Source organism: Mucilaginibacter sp. P4_G9 (genome assembly GCF_056400985.1).
Genome location: NZ_JBFUKF010000002.1, coordinates 16,860 through 34,994 on the forward strand (window position 1 = coordinate 16,860; position 18,135 = coordinate 34,994).

The 18,135-nt window shown below is 46.9% G+C and carries 21 protein-coding genes; 20 read left to right on the forward strand and 1 reads right to left on the reverse strand.

Translation table 11 applies throughout. The features are described 5' to 3' along the window. From AC1DPZ_RS00440 to AC1DPZ_RS00535, 20 genes are all read left to right on the forward strand, one after another. Entirely contained in the window at nt 1–288 is a 288-nt protein-coding gene (locus tag AC1DPZ_RS00440) for a plasmid transfer protein (RefSeq protein WP_477400460.1), read from the forward strand. Then, nucleotides 266–2,689 carry a TraG family conjugative transposon ATPase gene (locus AC1DPZ_RS00445; protein ID WP_477400461.1) on the forward strand — a complete coding sequence of 808 codons (2,424 nt, stop codon included), beginning with the start codon at nt 266–268 and terminating at the stop codon, nt 2,687–2,689. The genes AC1DPZ_RS00440 and AC1DPZ_RS00445 overlap by 23 nt, the downstream gene beginning before the upstream one ends. Continuing rightward, nucleotides 2,686–3,366, forward strand: a complete 681-nt coding sequence (locus tag AC1DPZ_RS00450; RefSeq protein ID WP_477400462.1) for a hypothetical protein — start codon at nt 2,686–2,688, stop codon at nt 3,364–3,366. The genes AC1DPZ_RS00445 and AC1DPZ_RS00450 overlap by 4 nt, the downstream gene beginning before the upstream one ends. Next, on the forward strand, nt 3,363–3,887 hold the full coding sequence (locus tag AC1DPZ_RS00455; protein WP_477400463.1) for an MT-A70 family methyltransferase: 525 nt from the start codon (nt 3,363–3,365) through the stop codon (nt 3,885–3,887). The genes AC1DPZ_RS00450 and AC1DPZ_RS00455 overlap by 4 nt, the downstream gene beginning before the upstream one ends. 8 nt (nt 3,888–3,895) lie before the next feature. After that, on the forward strand, nt 3,896–4,564 hold the full coding sequence (locus tag AC1DPZ_RS00460) for a hypothetical protein (protein WP_477400465.1): 669 nt from the start codon (nt 3,896–3,898) through the stop codon (nt 4,562–4,564). After that, complete coding sequence (locus tag AC1DPZ_RS00465; protein WP_477400466.1) at nt 4,561–5,235, forward strand: hypothetical protein; 675 nt, start codon at nt 4,561–4,563, stop codon at nt 5,233–5,235. The genes AC1DPZ_RS00460 and AC1DPZ_RS00465 overlap by 4 nt, the downstream gene beginning before the upstream one ends. A gap of 58 nt (nt 5,236–5,293) precedes the next feature. Continuing rightward, a complete protein-coding gene (locus AC1DPZ_RS00470; protein WP_477400468.1) occupies nt 5,294–6,076 on the forward strand; it encodes a hypothetical protein in 783 nt (260 codons plus the stop codon). After that, entirely contained in the window at nt 6,073–7,230 is a 1,158-nt protein-coding gene (locus AC1DPZ_RS00475; protein ID WP_477400470.1) for a TraJ family protein, read from the forward strand. Before AC1DPZ_RS00470 ends, AC1DPZ_RS00475 begins: the two co-directional genes overlap by 4 nt. Before the next feature lie 85 nt (nt 7,231–7,315). Continuing rightward, nucleotides 7,316–7,930, forward strand: a complete 615-nt coding sequence (gene traK / locus AC1DPZ_RS00480; RefSeq protein ID WP_477400472.1) for a conjugative transposon protein TraK — start codon at nt 7,316–7,318, stop codon at nt 7,928–7,930. After that, nucleotides 7,908–8,342 (forward strand): hypothetical protein, encoded by a 435-nt coding sequence (locus AC1DPZ_RS00485; RefSeq protein WP_477400474.1) that lies wholly within the window; start codon nt 7,908–7,910, stop codon nt 8,340–8,342. The genes traK and AC1DPZ_RS00485 overlap by 23 nt, the downstream gene beginning before the upstream one ends. Beyond that, nucleotides 8,326–9,585 carry a conjugative transposon protein TraM gene (locus AC1DPZ_RS00490; protein WP_477400475.1) on the forward strand — a complete coding sequence of 420 codons (1,260 nt, stop codon included), beginning with the start codon at nt 8,326–8,328 and terminating at the stop codon, nt 9,583–9,585. The genes AC1DPZ_RS00485 and AC1DPZ_RS00490 overlap by 17 nt, the downstream gene beginning before the upstream one ends. A 21-nt stretch (nt 9,586–9,606) precedes the next feature. Next, nucleotides 9,607–10,401 (forward strand): DUF4138 domain-containing protein, encoded by a 795-nt coding sequence (locus AC1DPZ_RS00495; protein ID WP_477400477.1) that lies wholly within the window; start codon nt 9,607–9,609, stop codon nt 10,399–10,401. Between the two features lie 80 nt (nt 10,402–10,481). Further along, nucleotides 10,482–12,461, forward strand: coding sequence for a type IV secretion system DNA-binding domain-containing protein (locus AC1DPZ_RS00500; RefSeq protein WP_477400478.1), 1,980 nt, complete (start codon nt 10,482–10,484; stop codon nt 12,459–12,461). A gap of 85 nt (nt 12,462–12,546) precedes the next feature. Next, a complete protein-coding gene (locus AC1DPZ_RS00505) occupies nt 12,547–12,954 on the forward strand; it encodes a hypothetical protein (RefSeq protein ID WP_477400480.1) in 408 nt (135 codons plus the stop codon). Continuing rightward, complete coding sequence (locus tag AC1DPZ_RS00510) at nt 12,951–13,442, forward strand: M23 family metallopeptidase (protein ID WP_477400482.1); 492 nt, start codon at nt 12,951–12,953, stop codon at nt 13,440–13,442. Before AC1DPZ_RS00505 ends, AC1DPZ_RS00510 begins: the two co-directional genes overlap by 4 nt. Next, nucleotides 13,372–14,568: an ArdC family protein gene (locus tag AC1DPZ_RS00515; protein WP_477400483.1), complete on the forward strand. Its 1,197-nt coding sequence runs from the start codon at nt 13,372–13,374 to the stop codon at nt 14,566–14,568. The genes AC1DPZ_RS00510 and AC1DPZ_RS00515 overlap by 71 nt, the downstream gene beginning before the upstream one ends. Nucleotide 14,569: 1 nt before the next feature. Continuing rightward, nucleotides 14,570–15,346: a DUF4099 domain-containing protein gene (locus AC1DPZ_RS00520; RefSeq protein WP_477400485.1), complete on the forward strand. Its 777-nt coding sequence runs from the start codon at nt 14,570–14,572 to the stop codon at nt 15,344–15,346. Then, nucleotides 15,346–15,939, forward strand: coding sequence for a hypothetical protein (locus AC1DPZ_RS00525; protein WP_477400486.1), 594 nt, complete (start codon nt 15,346–15,348; stop codon nt 15,937–15,939). The genes AC1DPZ_RS00520 and AC1DPZ_RS00525 overlap by 1 nt, the downstream gene beginning before the upstream one ends. Beyond that, a complete protein-coding gene (locus tag AC1DPZ_RS00530) occupies nt 15,923–16,381 on the forward strand; it encodes a PH domain-containing protein (RefSeq protein WP_477400488.1) in 459 nt (152 codons plus the stop codon). Before AC1DPZ_RS00525 ends, AC1DPZ_RS00530 begins: the two co-directional genes overlap by 17 nt. A 52-nt stretch (nt 16,382–16,433) precedes the next feature. Further along, nucleotides 16,434–16,667 (forward strand): hypothetical protein, encoded by a 234-nt coding sequence (locus AC1DPZ_RS00535; protein WP_477400490.1) that lies wholly within the window; start codon nt 16,434–16,436, stop codon nt 16,665–16,667. Between the two features lie 200 nt (nt 16,668–16,867). Here the strand turns inward: AC1DPZ_RS00535 and AC1DPZ_RS00540 are convergent, their stop codons facing one another. Continuing rightward, nucleotides 16,868–17,971, reverse strand: coding sequence for a S1/P1 nuclease (locus AC1DPZ_RS00540; RefSeq protein WP_477400491.1), 1,104 nt, complete (start codon nt 17,969–17,971; stop codon nt 16,868–16,870). Between the last annotated feature and the right edge of the window lie 164 nt (nt 17,972–18,135).

Genomic DNA, 18,135 nt, shown 5'->3' on the forward strand with positions numbered 1-18,135 from the left:
ATGGCCAGGAAGTATCCTGTTTATAAGGGGCTGCAACGGCCCCTTATATTCAAAGGTTTCAAAGGCAAATTCATTTACTGGGGCATTGCCTCCCTGCTGACCGGCCTTGTATTTGGCGCTTTAACCATGTCACTGGTCAATATGTGGCTTGGTGCCATAGTCCTGATCGGCTTTATTGTCGGCGGTCTGCTGTTCACCGCGAGCAAACAAAAAGGCGGCCTTCATTCCAAAAGCCGCGCCTCAAACATTTACATCCTTAATCATTATGGCCGTAAAAACCTTGTTTAACATTCCTTATGCGGGAGTGGATAAAGATGGGGAATACGATTTGCTGATAGGCCTTAACGGCGAATGCTCTGTTGTCATTCAATTAGTAAATCCGGTTATCCGTTATTCCGCTTATCCGGCAGGATACGAGGAATTTCACCACCTGCTCATCAATGTTGTTAAAATATTAGGCGATGGGTATCTCCTGCAAAAACATGACATCATCAGCCGCTCTCCGTACAATGGCCCGCCAGCCATTGAATACCTGCAAAAACAGTATAATGCCCATTTCAACGGACGGGAATGTCTGCAGGTAACCACCTATTTAACCATAACGCGCCAGGTAAAAAAGGGCGCGTTTTATGTTTACGATGCACGTGTCCTGCGGGATTTCCGGCAGGCAGTCGGTAAAGTTCTTGACGTGCTGCCTTCTGCAAATGCACTGAATGAAGCACGGCTAAATCAGCTGGTTTTACGATTGCTAAGCATGGACTTTAGCAGGTTCAATATTGTGCTTGATAATCTTGCTCCCTCGGAAACCGAGATCAGAATGGGCGAAAGATCGGTCCGCTGTATCAGCATGGTCAATATTGACAGCATTGATCTGCCGCCTGATGTTTCCACTCATATCGAGCTAAATGATAAGGAAAGCATGCGCGGATTCCCCGTTGATTTCATGTCCTTCCTTTTTAAGGTGCCGGGTGCAGACGTGATCGTATATAACCAGGTCATTGAAATACCTAACCAGGTAGCGACGCTTAGAAAACTGGAGCAAAAAAAGAAGCGGCATTCAGGTATCCCTGATCCTGCCAATCAATTATGCGTGGAGGACATCGATCTTTTGCTCAATGATGTCGCCCGGGAAAACCAGTTACTGGTCAATTGCCATTTTAATATACTGGTGGCGGCACCGGTTGCAGCCATCCAAAAGGCGGTCAATAATATCGAAAGTTCGCTTTTTCAGTTAGGGATCATCCCAAGTAAAAATGCCTACAACCAGCTCGAGCTTTTTCGTACTGCTCTGCCGGGAAATGGCGTAGAGTTAAAGGAATATGACTGGTTTCTCACTACCTGCGATGCGGCCGTTTGTTTTTTCTTCAAAGAATCCCTGCCAAAGGACGAGCCTTCTGATTTCCTTTTAAGATTTACGGATCGCCAGGGTATCCCGGTTGGCATGGACCCCGCCGATCTGCCCATGCGGACAGGCCGCATCAATAACCGGAATAAGTTTGTGCTCGGCCCCAGCGGTTCCGGCAAAAGTTTCTTTATGAATGCCATGATCGAGCAGTATATGCTTTACAACATGGATATGGTCATCGTGGATACCGGCCACTCTTATTCAGGCCTGTGTTCCTACTACAAGGGGAAATATATCACATACACAGACAAAAATCCCATTACGATGAATCCGTTCCGCATCACGGAAGCGGAATATAACATTGAAAAGAAGGACTTCCTCTGTACGCTGATTGGAGTAACCTGGAAAGGTGCGGAAGGAATGCTAAGCCCGGTAGAACGCGATGTGATCGCAAATGTGATATCTGCTTATTACAGCAAATTCTTTGCAGTAAACGGCGATTTAAGCTTCAATACCTTTTATGAATTCGCACTTAAAAAAATCCCGGAGATCAAAACCGAGGAAAAGATCGTGTTTGACTTTGACGAATTCAGGTATGTCCTTAAAAAGTTCTACAAGGGTGGTGAGTTCGCGCCAATTCTGAATAAGGAAGCCGACAAATCCCTGTTTACAGAACGCTTCATAGTCTTTGAGATTGATTCTATTAAGGAAAACAGGACCCTCTTTCCAATAACGACCCTCATCATCATGGATGTATTCATCCAGAAGATGCGATACCGGTCTGACAGGCGCAAAGCTTTAGTGGTTGAAGAGGCATGGAAAGCCATTGCCAGCCCGTTGATGGCCGGGTATTTACTCTATCTCTATAAAACAGTCAGAAAATTCTGGGGCGAGGCGATTGTTGTTACGCAGGAGTTGGGTGACATCATCGGCAACGCGGTAGTTAAAGACAGCATTATCAATAATTCGGATACGATCTGCCTCCTGGACCAAACCAAATTCAAAGACAATTATAATGATATCGCCGCCCTGCTTTCCATCAATGAAACGGAGCGCCGGAAGATCTTTACTATTAACCAGCTMGACAATACAGATGGGCGAGGGCGCTTCAAAGAGGTCTACATACGCCGGGGTTCGGTTGGTGAAGTTTACGGGGTGGAGGTATCACTGCACCAGTATTTGTGTTATACAACAGAGAAACCGGAAAAGTCGGCAGTAGAAAGCTACACCAACCGCTTTGGTTCTTACCCGGATGGCCTTGATGCCTTTGTCAGGGAATTCAAAGACAGCGGTAAATCTTTACCTGCTTTTATTTCACAGGTTAATCAAAATCAACATTCATGAAGAACAAACTTATCAAATGGCCAATATTGGCTATAGTCTTATTAGGAGGTCATTACAGTATGCACGCGCAGACACTGACCATTGACCCTGCCGTTTCAGCAGCTATAGCCGTAAATGCTGGTGTTATCAACGGACAGCTCAACACAACCAATGATAAATTAAATCTCATTCAGAAAGGACAGCTGGCGGTCAGCGGCCAGCTGGTTATTGTCAATAACCTCCAAAACAGGATCTACCAGGGTTTAAGCCAGGTGGCAGCGGTGATCAATAATTTATCAACTATTAAAGAAATTGCTGAATGCGGGTCAGATATTATCAGTGATGTGGAGTCATCGGTAAAACTGGCCAAGTCCGATCCTGTATTGTTGCTGTTTGCAGAACAGGGTGCCCGCGACTTTGAAACCAGAGCCGCCATGCTTGCCGCCGATGTCAGCGCCTTTGTGCTGAAGGGCGGAACCGGGAATCTCATGGACTCCGGCGAACGGGCCAAACTGCTTAACCATATTGCCGATGAAATGCGTATTCTTCGCGGTATTGCATACGGCATGGGCAGGGCTATGTACTGGGCCAGGATCAACGGCATCTTTCGTTCACTTAACCCCTGGGCCGAATGGCAGAATCAGGATGTTAGGATCGCTAATGATGTTTTAACTAACGCCAAATACCTGAAGCAATGAAACACGAATTAGCCATGATCTGCCCGCCATGGAATCATTATCGCATTTACAAACGATCAAATATGCTCATGGTCGATAATATTCCCCCAAGGATGCGGAAAGCAATGCTGGCTTTTGGGTTCCTGGAGGATTGCCTGAATCAGCTGGTATCATCAGATCACATAGTCTTTATATGGGTTACTGAGAAATTCACGGAGGAATGTAAGGATTACATGAAGCGTTTGGGCTATGAATACCATCAATATCTGATATGGTACAGGCCAAAATGGAACAGGGGCAGCTCAAAGAAGGTATTTGAATATCTCATGATCTATTACAAGGGGACATTACCCTTGCGGCAGATAACTTTCCCTGATCCGTTAAAGTCACCATTTACAGCGGAGGTTAAAAACCGGAAACGCAAACCGGCAGATGCATACGTTTTAATTGAAAGCTTATTTCCCGACAGATCGAAACTTCAAATTTGGGGCTATACACGGAGGCCCGGCTGGAATGTAATCCATCACAATAACCATAAATAAAATTATCTATGAAAACTATAGTAATGCTACTGGCTATCACGATAACCATTAGTGCAAAAGCTTTTGCGCAACAAAAAATACTGGATATACCTGCCCTTCACCAACTGGTCGATGAATCCGAATCCGAAAACAAACTGCAGGTAAAAGCAAAGAACCAACAGGCACTGGCGACAGCCAATGAACAGGCCAACCTGACCTTGCTGGATAAAACAAAAGCCATGTACCGGACTTTACAGCAGCGATACAATACGCTCGGTACGGCCATTAATATAGCCGATATCGGTATTTACGCGACACCAATGGTAAGCCGGATCATCAGCAACCAGGCACAAATCGTTCAGTTAGTACAAAAAAACCCCGCCCTGATCGCAATCGGTTACCAATCTGCCCTGCAATTCGCGACACAGGCGAAAAGTCTCGTAGCCTACGTGACGGGCCTATCCTTATCGCTGGGCGACGTAAATCAAATGAAAGCATCCGACCGGAAAATGCTTTTTGATTACGTGATCTCTGAACTAAGCAATATTCAGGACCTGTCAGGCAACATGCTTAATATGTTGCAATACTCCAGCCTGGCTTCATTGTTACGGGCGGTAAACCCTTTTCAGAATTTTATTGATGCGGATAAGGCTATCGGGCAGGATATCATTCAAAACGCCAAATACCTGAAACGATGAAAAAAAGAATTTTTGGGCTCCTGTTGCCTTTCTCCCTTTACTTTTCTCTCCCGTTAATGGCGCAGGAATATGTCATCGACTATCAGCACCTGGTTGCGGTTTCGCAAAACGCAGCTGTCAGGAGCGGCGCGGAATCGACACATGAGCAATATCTCAGCAAGATCAATAATAATATCAATGATCTCAATACCAATGTAGGTTCCGTTGTATTGGCCCAGACCATGATCTATGAAGGGCTTTCCAACGTGAACTCTGCGTTGAAAGACGGGCTTGCGGTTAAAAACATAGCTGTCATCATTGCGGATATGACCGGTTATATCAACCAGGCTCTGGCGATGGCGAAAAGCGAACCTTACCTTTTGGCATTTGCCGGCAATATTGCTGCTGAAATGAGAACAAGGTCGCTGACACTGGTTAGCGATGTTTCCGGTTATATCCTTAAAGAAGGAAATAACATACTGGCTGATTATAACTCCCGTGACCAGTTGCTGCGTAAAGTAATTACACAACTCCAAATATTGGACGGTTTGGCCTATGGTGCCTGGAAGTCCATGTACTGGGCGAAGCAGCGTGGCATTATCGCGTCAGCAACACCATTTGCAGGCTGGGTTAGCCAGGACAAGACCTATGTCATCCAGATCATTCAAAACGCTAAATACTTACACCGATGACCATCAATACCGATGCAGTCGGATGATAGCCTGGATGCCGTTTAAAAACAATTAAATCATGAAAAAAATCATAATTCCTATAACATTTATGCTGCTCGCGTTCCTTCACAGCTGTTTCGGTCAGTCAGAAGCAAATGACCAAAGCGTCCGCTACCAGGAACAACGGATGGTTTACCTGCAATGGGACCAGAACAAGTTTACGCCAAAGGCGGGGTTTCTCAGCCTCAACCCCTATTACTGGCTCACCTGGGGATTGTTTCACCCCGATTATCACAAGAAAGATCTGCGCCCGCTGAGCGCGACCGGCCCGCAAACACAGCGGCTGGCTCTGGTTGGGGCGATGAACAACACGGACAATAAATACAAACTGCAGTCAGATACGGTGCGTAATACAGCACTGTCTGAAATTGCCAATCAATCCGGTTTGATCTCGGATGCTGACCCTTTGTGGCAACTCTACTATAGCAATGAACTCAAACCTGTGCTTAATAATTCGACGGCCTCTATCCTCGCCGGGCTTTCTCCGCAGGTCAGCGCCAAACTGGTATCCGAAGGTTTATATGCCTGGTATAAAAATGAGCTGGATATGCTCAAAGAAAGGATTCAGACCGCGCATTCTACAACAATGGACAGGGGTTCCAGAATCCTGGCCTGTCACCGTTACCTGATGGAATACCGCCGGCTTGCCGGGGTATGGGCTATCAGAACATCTTCTGCGCAGGCCACCATCAATATGACCGCCCAGCAGCAGAAATTAAAAGCTAACCAGGTAACGGTCAGCGAATGGACACCACAGTCGGATATCCAGATAGCTAAACAAGTTTTACAACATCTGCAATGAAAAAGAAAATAAGTTTATTAGTACTCCTGTGCTTTTGTATCACTGCAGTATTTGCCCAGACGACAAGTACGCCCGATAATGGCAAGACTTTACAATTTTTACAGGGTGACGGTGTTTATGAGGAAGGCGTCATGGTGTTTTTGAAAGGACTCAAAGACTCAGTATGGGCGCATTTTGACCTTTTTATTACTGATGCCAAAGCGCTTTCTGCCATTTTTATGATCATTTTTTTCGCTATTAAGTCATATGAGATGATGGCAGGCGATAAGCAGTTAGAGATCATGCCCTTATTAAGACCCTTTGGATTAGCCATGGTTATATTATGGTGGGAGCCATTCACAAGGATGATTGCTTTTCCGACAGATATTGTTGCTAATCAAACAGAACAAATGTTTAGCAGCGAGCAGACCACCGTCAACAATCTGAGACTTAACCGCTCCGGCCTGATGCTGGCTGTAGCAAATTCCCTGTATACCTACCAGGCACAAACAGAAGTAGCAGAAAAGGAAAGCGATACCTGGTATGGCCAGGCATGGGATTCCGTGACCAGCACCGTTAAAGAGGGAATCAGCAGCGTAGTTTCTCCGTTGCTGGAATTAAAGAACCGGCTCACTGTGGGGATGCAACTGCTCTTTACACAGTTATTGGAACTGCTGGGAATATGGATCTTGYGATTGGCGGTCTATATCATTTTTATGATACAGATCATTTACTCCTCCATTCTGATCATGCTCGGCCCGTTTGCTGTAGCTGTCAGTATCCTGCCGGCTTTCCGCGATAGTTTCAGCACCTGGATCGCCCGCTTTGTTTCAGTTAATCTATATAGTGGTATTGCCTACCTGATCATGTACATCTGCGGACTGATGCAGGAATATGCGCTGAAATCAGAAATCAGTAAGTACACGGAACTCGTTGGTGCAAATGGGATGAATGCCAACCTTCAAAAAATGGCGTGGTTTGCCGGTAACGGGATTCTGTCCTTCGGCACCGTAATTATTGTATTCTTAATCGGTGCAATCTGTATGTTCACCGTGCCCAGCATCTCTACCTGGATCATTTCCACTTCCGGTATCAGTTCGGCCACTTCTACCTTTGCCCGAAGCGCGGGAACGGTGACCAGTATGGCACGAAAAGCTGCCGGCAGCTTCTTTTAATCAGAATCCCTTTTTGTTCTTTTTCTCCTTTTAATCTGGGCCGTTCCATTGTCATGGGCGGCCTTTTTATTTAACAACAAGATTTATGATCATCAAAAATATCGAAGCCAAGGTAAAGCTGGCGACGTTCATAGCGGCAGGAAGCCTGCTGACCTCCGTGATCATTGTCGGCATGAACTGCCTTTATGCCTTTAAACTGGTATCCAATGCACAAAAAAGCATTTACATATTGGATAATAATATCCCAATACTGGCCCGGCAAACGGATGTACAGATGAACCGGCCTGCCGAATACCGGGCTGATGTCGACTTGTTTCATTCGCTGTTCTTTTCGTTAACCCCGGATGATAATTATATGGAATACCAGATGAAGAAAGCCATGTACCTTGTGGATGAATCAGGGATGCAGCAATATAATAATCTGAAGGAGAACGGTTTCTTTAACTCCATCCTTTCCTCCAGTTCCGTGCTGACCCTGCAAACAGATTCCATTGCCGTTGACATGCCACGGCGCTATTTCCGCTATTACGGTAAATTGAAAATTGACCGGCGCAGCTCTACTGTTGTCCGCTCGCTGATTACGGAAGGTAACCTGAAGGACATACCCCGAAGCGACAATAATCCCCATGGCGTACTCATTACGAACTGGAAAACCCTGGAAAATAAAGACCTGCAAGATGTGGAGAAAAATACATTCTAACAGAGATCCCAGGGATACACTGTATAGCGAGCTGCACAAGGAATTTGGTACTTATTTTACTATAGTCAGGAATGTGGCTAAACGCCTGGCGGAGTCTTACCCCAAATTCCTGTTTGGGGCCATGGTCTTCCTGATGGCGCTATCGCTCGTGCTGTCATTTGCGGTTTTTCATCACCCGGATAAGGCGAAAACAACAATGGTAAAGAAGGTTAATCCTGTTGAGGACGGCTTTGACCAGATCATGCTGGCGACCGGCAATATCCGGGAAACACTGCACCTCAAAAAGATGGTTGACAGTATTTCTGCCAAAAAGCGATTGACAGGTGCAGACAGCGCCTTACTGGATAGTGCCCTTGACCGCCTTTCCAAAATTCACCACCCTCCAATAAAATGTTATGAAAATCAATTTTAAGCAGCCCAAATATGTGCTGCCGGTCATCCTTTTGCCCTTTCTGTGCCTGTTCTTTTATGCATGGCAAAGCGGCTTTTCGAAGCCAAAGGCAGCGGTCAAAGAAGCCAGCGGCCTGAACGGTTCAGTCGGCGAGGTTTCAGCCAATGTGCGTAAGAAACAACTGGCGGATAAGCTTGATGCCTACAGGAACGCTTACAAAGAAGCCGATGGCTTAACCGCGGTAAACGTGATTCCCAAAGAAAATTCAAGTAACCCGGCCTATAATAACGACTATTCAGATCAGCAGAAAAAAAGACTGGATTCCATTCAGCAGGCGATGAAACTGAAGTTCGGTCAGGGTAATAGCTCTGCTGCCGGCCAGGTAGCTGCAGCCGGGATTGCCCATGACCGTCAGGTTGCCAGAGCGGTGGAGGATATGAGCCGCCGACAGGCAAACCAGGCTCATGAAATGGATCGCGCCCCAAAGGAAAAAGACCCGATGGATGTTTTCAGGCAGCAAATGGCCATCATGGACAGTATAAGCAAACAGAATGACCCGGCCTACAAAGACGAGCTGAAGAAAAAGGAGGCTGCCGATAAAGCTGCAAAGCTTAAGGAAAGTCAGGTTAAACTGACCGTTGAAAAGACTGATGCCGTATCCGGCGATTTTAATACGGTTATGCCAGAAAAGGAGCCTGCATTTATCAGTGCCGTAATTGATGAAAATGTAACCGGATATGCAGGCTCACGCTTACGTATAAAACTGCTGGAAGATATCAAAGCCGGTAATAACCTCATCAAAAAAGGCACATTTCTGTACGCACTGATCAATGGGTTTTCAGAGCAGCGGGTTACCCTTTCCATTACATCTATTCTATATAATGGTAAGATCCTCCCAGTTAAACTCGACGTTTATGATATGGATGGCCTGCCCGGCCTTTATGTGCCCTCGTCCGCATTCCGGGACTTTACCAAAGACCTCGGCAGCAACTCGGTACAAGGTGTCTCGGTAGATGGCGGCTCCGGAAACACCCAGTTTGTCATGAGTTCGCTCAGTAAAATGTTTCAGTCCACTTCATCAGCTATTGCCGATCTGATCCGAAAGAACAAGGCGAAGCTTAAATACAACTCCTACCTCTATATCATCGACACCGATGCGCTGCAAAACGCCCAAAAACTGGAAAGCCCCTTGAGTACTCCTGAAAACGGCGGAGCCCTCTTGAATACCGATAAGAATCAAATTAAAGGCATTCAAAAACAATAACACCACGAAAAAATTAATGACATGAAAAAGCTACTATTCATTTTACTGGTGCTTATTGCATCATCCCTCTACGCCCAGGAAACACTGCCGGTGGTTTATCTGCCGGAAAACCTGACCATTCATTTTATATCCCCCGAACCTATTCAGTATGTGGATATTTCTGCAAAGGATCTGATCGGTGATCTGCCGCTCAAAAATGTATTACGCTTAAAATTGCGTGATTCCCTCAAGTCATTTACCGGGTCGGTCATAACGGTCGCCGGTGAAAAGTTTATTGCCCAGTACCGGCTGCTGCCGGGATATCCGGGAGTACCTGCAGCTATCGACATTACGCCATCAGAAATGCGGCCACTTGATATTTCAGGTGTTGGCCTTTCCCAAAATCAGCTGAAGACTTTAGCGCTCTCACTGATTTCCAGAAACCCGGAGAAAAGCAGAGAAAAGGTCAAAGCCTTTGGGATCAAAGGGCAGCTGAATCATGTCTACACGGTTGGTGATTATGTCTTCCTGGATATTTCCTATCATAATAAAACGAACCTGAAATACGACATTTCGGACTTCCGGTTTAAGGTGGACGATAAAAAGGTAACCAAAGCAGCCAATAACCAGTCGGTTGAAATTAAACCGGAATTCGTGCTGTTCAGCCCGCCCCGATTCTCTAAAAACTACCGGAACATATTCGTCCTTAAAAAACTGTCTTTTCCCGGAAACAAGGTACTGCACGCGGAGCTTAGTGAAAAACAGCTTTCCGGGCGTGTAATTACGCTGAACATTGCTTACCAGGATATCCTCGATGCGGATATGCTTCCCGACTAAACTTTTCCATCTGCCGCTTATTTCCTGTGCCACCCGCAAATGCCGGTGGCTTTTCATACCCATGAAAATCAAATAATTTTATGGAAGAAACCAGAGAACAGCAAAAGCTTCACGGGTTCCTGCAGTGTGCGATCTACCTGTCCATTTTAATAGAAGCTGCCATTTTTGTCTACCGCGATGCCCCGTTCTGGGGCATTTTTTTTACCCCGCTTGAAAAGATCAGCCACCTGTTTATTTACTCCGGCCTGATCTATAGCAAACTGGCAACGTTCAGTCTGATCTGCCTGGTCAGCATCGGTACCCTCGCTAAAAAGAAAACTGACCTTGATCCCAAAAAGCATATCGGTTACCCGCTGGCTGCCGGCCTGCTTTTATTTTTTGGCAGCATCGCCTGCCAGGGCCGTGCTTCACCTGTCGCGTTTTCCTATACCACCTGGTTTGATCTGTTCTATATGATCTGCTCATTCATCGGTGCGCTGATGGTCAGCCTGTCTATGGACAATATCTCGAAGTTTATCAGATCCGGTCTGGGCAAGGACAAGTGGAATACGGAAGCCGAAAGTTTCATGCAGCCGGTAAAGCGGGTGGAGACACCTTATTCGGTCAACATACCGATGCTTTTTTATTATAAGGGAAAAGTAAGGAGTGGCTGGATCAATATCTGCAACGTTTTCAGGGGCACGATGGTCCTCGGCACCCCCGGCTCCGGGAAGAGTTTTTCAATCATTAACCCATTTATCAGGCAGCTGATTGCCAAAGAATTCGCCGTTTGCCTGTATGATTTCAAGTTCCCCGATCTCGGCCACATTGCCTACTATCACTATCTGCTGGCAAAGCAAAAAGGGAAATTGAAGGGCTTCACTTTTCATGTCATTAATCTCAATGATGTGGAAAAAAGCCGCCGCATCAATCCATGGAGTGCTGAATATATCAGGTCTCTCGCTGACGCAGCTGAAACTGCTGAAGCATTAGTGGAGGCTTTAAAAAAGGGCGACAGATCCGGCGGAAGCGACCAGTTCTTCACCCAGTCCGCTATCAATTTTCTTGCTTCCTGTATATACTTCATGAGTAAATACAGGGATGGAAAATATTCGAGTTTTCCTCATGTCCTGGCGCTGTTAAACTGCACTTACGAGGAAATATTTCGCGCGCTGACATCTGAACCGGAATTACGGCCCTTGCTGTCACCCTTTATGACTGCTTACAATGCCAGGGCATTTGACCAGCTGGAAGGCCAGATCGGAACACTGAAGATCTTCATCAGCCGCCTGGCCACTAAAGAAACGTACTGGATCTTTTCGGGTAATGACTTCGATCTGAAAATATCGGCAAAGGGGAATCCGGGTATGCTGGTTTTAGCTAATGACCCGAATACCCAGAATATCAATTCAGCCTGTTATTCTATTGTCGTCAACCGCCTGACTAAACTGATCAATTCAAAGGGCAATTTACCCTCCGCTTTGATCGTCGACGAAATGCCCTCTTTATATATAAATAAGGCCGATAACCTGATCGCAACTGCGAGATCGAATCGCGTATGTGTATGTCTGGGGCTTCAGGAAATTCCGATGCTGAACCATCAGTATGGTAAGGAAACAGCCGCAGTAATGACTGCCATTATTGGGAATGTGATTTCAGGTTCAGTGAGAAACAAGGAAACACTGGAATGGCTGGAGCGGCTGTTTGGCAAATCCAAACAGATGGGTGAAAGCCTCTCGATTGACCGCAATAAAACATCAACTTCCCTCAGTGAAAAACTGGAGCCGCTTATCCCCGCAGGTAAGATCGCCTCCCTCAATTCGGGTGAGATGGTCGGGATGATTGCCGCCGACGCGAATGAAAAGTTTACCGGACAGTTCGAAACCTCTGCAATAAACTGCCGGATCAATCTCGATATGAATGAGATATCCAGAGAGGAAAAAAGCTACAGACCGCTCCCGGCCTATTATGATTTTGACGGTAAGACCGACGAAAAACTGAGGCAGAATTTCAACCGGATCAGCCGCGAAATTCAGGAAATGGTGCTTGGCTTCGGGCCCGCTTCCGCCGTACCTCAGTAATTCATGGTGTCACGGACCTGCTAATCCATGCTGACTGCTATGCTGCAGTCAGGAAACAACAATAAACTTAAAATGAATTAAGGCAATGAACAGTGAAAATCTGACCGGATCACTCGTGCTGGTGCATCCGGATTTTAAAGAAGACCCGATCCAGAAGCAGGGTCAGGTCGGGGTATTAACTTACCCGCGGTCCGGCAGCGAGATCTATGTCAGCTTCCCCGGCGGCGGCGAAAGCGTTTACTCCGGTGATAACCTGTTTAAACTGAAGGACAGGCAGCAGATCGCCGATGGCCTGACGCAAAACGGATCATCCATGAAACTTGATGACTTTAAGGCCATGTACAAGGTCATGCTGCTCCAGGACAGAGAAACATCGAGAGGCACCTATGATGCACTGGAGATCGCCCGCGATCATCCGGGTATCTGGGACCGGGCGCTGGACCGGCTGCAACAGGTACAAAAGCTTGACCTTACCAAAAGTTACAGCCGATGAAAACACTGATCAGCTTCTGCCTGGTCTGTCTCCCGCTCAAACATCTGCAGATCAGCTCTGACTTCGGATTCCGCATCCACCCGGTTTCAGGCAGGTACACCCTGCATCAGGGTGTCGACCTGAAGGCGCGACATGACACGGTGTATGCTATACTCAGCGGCATTGTGAAGTCTGCCGGATACGATGAGAATCTCGGACTATATATCCGGCTCAGCCACGGAACGGTGGAGTCAGTTTACGGCCACCTCAGCAGAATCCTGGTGGGACGGCCTGACAGCGTAACCGCAGGCGAGCCTGTTGCCATTACGGGGGCGACCGGGCGGGTAACCGGAGAACATCTTCATTTCTGTATCCRCTGCAAACAGCGGTATATCAACCCTATTCAATTTTTATATGAACTGCTAAATAAAAACGAACATGAGCAAAAATTTCAAAGCACTCCCGATACAGCTTGCAGACAGGCTGATCGCGGAGATCAGGGAAGGTAATTCCTTATTCCAGAAACCCGTTAAAGAAAACGGTATGCCGGCATTTGTCACACCGGTAAACCCGGCGACAGGTAAAGGTTACAGTGCCATGAATGCGCTGATCCTGGGGATGCAGCGGCATGACGACCCGCGCTGGATGTCTGCGGACGCAGCCCGCTATGCGGGTTCATGGGTGAAAAAAGAGGAAAAAGGCACCCTGATAGAGTTTCCTAAAACCAGTGACATCCAGGCCATACGCACCGCCGGAGGCGAAAGGATCAAAGATGAGGCGGGCGTAACGCAGACTAAAACCGTGACCTTCGAAAAGCCCCAGCAGGGTAAAGCATTCCTGTTTAACGCGAGCCAGCTGAACGATATTCAGCCGCTGGAAGATTTTCTGCAAAAGCAGAACGAAGCCCAAACCATGTCACCCGCGGAAAGGGCTGAAAAACTAATCGCAGACAGCAAGGCTGTCATTATCCACGGCGGACAGGAAGCGTACTATGATAAACAGCGCGATGCCATTTTTATGCCGGAAAAGGATCAGTTTGAAAATGACACCAGATACTACCAGGCTGCTATACACCAGCTCGCGCACTGGTCCGGCCATGAAAGCCGGCTCAACCGCCCTATGGAAGGCAAGTTCGGCTCACTGGAATATTCACGGGAAGAAATGCGGGCGGCAATTGCCGCAATCCTTATTGGCGGGGAACTGAAGATCGGTCACAGCTTCGGGCAGCAGGCTGCCTACATGAGCAACTTCGTCAAGATCCTGAAAGATGAGCCTTTCGAAATTGCAAAGGCGGCGAGGGATGCACAAAAGATCTCCGCCCTGCTGCTGGGTGTCAATCAGAAACAGGAACAAAAACAGAGCACTGCAAACAGTGCCGGTTTTAACATAGGTGATGAGATTGCCTATATGGATAACACTTATAAGGTACTGGAAACCTACAAGACCAAAAGCATTAAAGTGGAAGACGCTTCGGGTACCCGCAAGGTGGTCAAACCGACCGACGGACTCTTTAAATCCCTGCTCGAAGCAAAGAATAACCCGCGGGAACCGGAAATGGTACTCGAAGAACAGGGGCAGTCTGCGCAACAGGAACAGTCCGCAGAAAACAACAGAACCTATAAAATAGGGAGGTAATATGAATCTGGCAGATTTCAACGAAAAGGATCTCCCTGTCGGGGATATGGAGACCATTGGGCTGGCCGCAAACGGGCAGCTGCTTTTAAACGTGGACGATCTGAAAGCATTGCTTTCAGGCCGCCGCACCGGATTGCTGGAACTGCGTGACCTCGAAGCAGAGAACTTCAGAATTAAATCGCTCGACGCAAAGATCTCACTGCAGCCGAATGCAGACGGCAAAATAGATCTGCTTATCCACCCTGTATATCGTCAGGCCGCGACCCCGGATTTTCTGGACGATAACGAAGCCCGGCAGCTGCAGAAAGGCGAAGTGGCAAGCCTTCTGAAAATTACCATTGACAATAAGGGTAACAAAAAGGAATTGCTGGTTGAATACGATCCCGATACCAGGGAATATATTGTTTCGGACACCGAAAAGATCCTGGCACCGGACATGGTAAACAATGAATTTCTCACAGCCGGCCAAAAAGAAAAATACCGCAAAGGCAAAGAAGTGGAACTCGCCGATCACACTAAGTTCAGCTATTCTGCCGTTGATGCCCATGGTATCCGTTCCGATAAGATAGCGCTTGTTGCTTCTGTACTGATTGATGGCGGCCTTTCTTATGTTTTATACAAAGGCCTGAACGCCCTGTTTAATCAAAAGCGGGAACAGAAAGAAGCGGAAAAACTGAGCGCCGGATATTACAATGCTGTAAGGGACATGGAAAACCGGCAGTCTGAGATGAAGGGTGAGGCACGCCGTTCCTATACCCGAAGCGGAGGCTCCCGGTAATGCGCACCCGGCTGGAACAGTTCGGAATTCCCGAACAGATCCGGGCTTTCTTTAATATCCAGGTACCGGTATTTGACTATGGTGACAGCTTTGAACATTATGGCGACGGCTTTCATAAAATACCGGCCACTCAAAATCTCTGGCTTGCCGGGAATAGAACGGCGCGAGAAGTGATCATTACTTTTTCCGCTATGGAAGCTGTCGCCTTTTTAACGATGAACAGGCAGCGGTACCCGAATTATGAACAGCTTGCTTTTATAGCTATCGGCAGCAGGTTTTCTCCCCGGCAGGCAGACTGGATCCGCTCAAATTACCGCAAACGGAAATTTACGCTGGTATTCGGAAAAGAACTCATCGGAAATATGACCGACATCAAAATGGCTGCAGGCCTGAAAGGGATACAGCTTCGTTTACACCACGCCGGTCATAAAACCATAGTTCAGCATATTGCCGGCATAAAGTTCTTTGAAGATGAGCTGCTCAGCCTCCATGCCTGGGAACTTGCCTCCGGGATGCGAACCGGCATAAGGACACGCAAGCCCCTTAAACATATCAACTTTTTAGAAGAATTAAAACATGACACAGACAGATGATATCATGCTCAGACCGGCACTGATCTTTGCATTTTTAAAAACACTGCCGCTGGTGCTGCTTGCCGCAGCGTTCCTGTTACTGGCCTGGTGCCTTTCACCTTATTTCATCCTGTTCAGTCTCGCCGTCACCGGAGCTGCCTGGTACCGGATGCTGTTTATCAGAAACTGCCGGTACCTGATCACAGCGGAATATATCAGGACAAGCAGGGGAATATTTTTCAAACGTGTTGACCAGATCGAAATGTTCCGCGTAAAGGACTATATCATGACCCAGTCCTTTATGCTTCAGCTGTTTAAACTGATGGATGTTACTTTAAAATGTACAGACCCGGAAAACCCGGTCGTGTGGTTCAGGGGAATACCTGAATCCGGCATCATTGATGTCATTCGTGAAAGGGTTCTTTCGGCCCGTCAGCATAACAATATCTATGAACTTAACTGAAAAAACGCTTTGAAATTGCTAAGTAATTTAGTATCTTTAATTGTTAAATGTTATGAAAAATTTCGTCCATTTTATATTCACATGCCTCGTATCCACCTTCGGATTCTTCGGTGCGCTGAGCATGAAAGACAATCCATGGCCGGGTTTTGCCGTTGCCTTTGGTGTCTGGGCAATATTCCTCTGGCGCTATAGTGTCCGTTCAAAACGGGAAGCGATGAAACGCCGCTATGATGAGCATATGTTCCGTGAATATATGCATTTCAGACAGCGTGAGTCCCGCCGCTGATGTAATATTTTTTTTATAATTTGCGTTCTATTAATAGGACAGGCATCCTGCCTGTCTTTGTGATAAGGTTTAGGTTAAAATCCTCCGGCGGCGAGCGCTCGGGGGATTTTTATTTTAAACCCGGTTTCCCTGCAGACTGATGGACATTTCAAATGAAAACCCATACCAGTCAGCAGGCCGGATATTTATCCAAACGGAAATCAGTTGACAACGATCTGTGTTGAATCGCTGACAACTATTTCCGGCTTTCCTCTATAGTCAATCACCTCCCCGGTGACCGTGATGGTTTTGCCATCGATCTGACTGCCCAATGATTTGGCACTCCCCTTAATTGCAAGCGTTAATAACTGGTTTGGATATGCAGCACCCATATTCGCTAAGATCATACTGCCGATGTCCTTCGTGCTGTAAACTTTACCCTGAACGGTGACCGTTTTACCCGTGGCATTTTTTACATCTTCAAGTTTAACGGCAGCTGTTGTCTTTTGGCTTAGCGGCGGCGGCGGAGCTAACGTTACTGCTGTAATTTTTACCTGTTCGCTGTTAAATAATCTGTTCAGCTCACCTGCCAGCCTGATCCCGGCCTGATCAATACGCTGGTGAATGGTACCGATATATTTTTTATAGTAAACCTCATCAATGGTCTGGCCGGGTTTAATTTCGGCGTACAGTTGACTGCTGATCTGGTAACTCTCCCAGATCCATTCCATCGGACTGTCTGCCTGCCATTTTTTGATGTCGGCCGCCGTGGCTGAATCGTATTGCCTGGCAATCTCGTCCTGACTCAATCCCTCATGATCTATAAGTTTACTGTCCCACAGACTATGCAGGTTGGTTCCCTGGTTATCCATACGAACCTGAATAGTGTTGCCGCCTTTATCTTCCTTACGGCTGATGTGCATCGGCTGGTGTGCATCGCCAACCAGGTGTATCAGGTATTTTAATGCCTCATTTTTCTGATCAATGCCCAGTGTTTTGTCCTTCAGCGCCGCTTCTGTTTTCAGAATAGCAGTGTAAACATTGTTATCGCTTTGCTGAACAGCCTGTATAAACTGCTCATGGGTCAGCCCCAATGGCAGGTTAAGAAAATGCCAGGGAGCAGTTGTATTGGTTCGGGTCTCGTCCGCCCAGGTGCTGACATCGGCCATGCCTGCTCCTTTAAGGTAAGCCGAAACAACGTATGCGGTATTACTGGTCAGGTGTTTCTGTGCGATGGTTGCTATGGCGCGATGGCCTTTGAAACCCCATGAAATTAACACCAGTGATATAAAAAGTATGCAGAAGGTTAATATCGTTTTTTTCATGCTGCGAATATAACAGATGCCGCGTAAACGGCTTGACAAATGTATAAAGCAAACTATTTTTGCATGGAATACCTTCTCCTGCCGGCAGATAAAATAAAACTTGCATTTTTTTAATGTTGGTATATATTTGTTTAAAAACGGACCCGGGACTCACTCTCCGCCCG

Bases quoted from the DNA above. Each gene is read 5' to 3' on its own strand.
- AC1DPZ_RS00440 (WP_477400460.1), top strand. From the start codon at position 1: ATGGCCAGGAAGTATCCTGTTTATAAGGGGCTGCAACGGCCCCTTATA.
- AC1DPZ_RS00450 (WP_477400462.1), top strand. From the start codon at position 2,686: ATGAAGAACAAACTTATCAAATGGCCAATATTGGCTATAGTCTTATTA.
- AC1DPZ_RS00455 (WP_477400463.1), top strand. From the start codon at position 3,363: ATGAAACACGAATTAGCCATGATCTGCCCGCCATGGAATCATTATCGC.
- AC1DPZ_RS00460 (WP_477400465.1), top strand. From the start codon at position 3,896: ATGAAAACTATAGTAATGCTACTGGCTATCACGATAACCATTAGTGCA.
- AC1DPZ_RS00465 (WP_477400466.1), top strand. From the start codon at position 4,561: ATGAAAAAAAGAATTTTTGGGCTCCTGTTGCCTTTCTCCCTTTACTTT.
- AC1DPZ_RS00470 (WP_477400468.1), top strand. From the start codon at position 5,294: ATGAAAAAAATCATAATTCCTATAACATTTATGCTGCTCGCGTTCCTT.
- traK (WP_477400472.1), top strand. From the start codon at position 7,316: ATGATCATCAAAAATATCGAAGCCAAGGTAAAGCTGGCGACGTTCATA.
- AC1DPZ_RS00485 (WP_477400474.1), top strand. From the start codon at position 7,908: ATGTGGAGAAAAATACATTCTAACAGAGATCCCAGGGATACACTGTAT.
- AC1DPZ_RS00490 (WP_477400475.1), top strand. From the start codon at position 8,326: ATGAAAATCAATTTTAAGCAGCCCAAATATGTGCTGCCGGTCATCCTT.
- AC1DPZ_RS00495 (WP_477400477.1), top strand. From the start codon at position 9,607: ATGAAAAAGCTACTATTCATTTTACTGGTGCTTATTGCATCATCCCTC.
- AC1DPZ_RS00500 (WP_477400478.1), top strand. From the start codon at position 10,482: ATGGAAGAAACCAGAGAACAGCAAAAGCTTCACGGGTTCCTGCAGTGT.
- AC1DPZ_RS00505 (WP_477400480.1), top strand. From the start codon at position 12,547: ATGAACAGTGAAAATCTGACCGGATCACTCGTGCTGGTGCATCCGGAT.
- AC1DPZ_RS00515 (WP_477400483.1), top strand. From the start codon at position 13,372: ATGAGCAAAAATTTCAAAGCACTCCCGATACAGCTTGCAGACAGGCTG.
- AC1DPZ_RS00520 (WP_477400485.1), top strand. From the start codon at position 14,570: ATGAATCTGGCAGATTTCAACGAAAAGGATCTCCCTGTCGGGGATATG.
- AC1DPZ_RS00525 (WP_477400486.1), top strand. From the start codon at position 15,346: ATGCGCACCCGGCTGGAACAGTTCGGAATTCCCGAACAGATCCGGGCT.
- AC1DPZ_RS00530 (WP_477400488.1), top strand. From the start codon at position 15,923: ATGACACAGACAGATGATATCATGCTCAGACCGGCACTGATCTTTGCA.
- AC1DPZ_RS00535 (WP_477400490.1), top strand. From the start codon at position 16,434: ATGAAAAATTTCGTCCATTTTATATTCACATGCCTCGTATCCACCTTC.
- AC1DPZ_RS00540 (WP_477400491.1), bottom strand. From the start codon at position 17,971: ATGAAAAAAACGATATTAACCTTCTGCATACTTTTTATATCACTGGTG.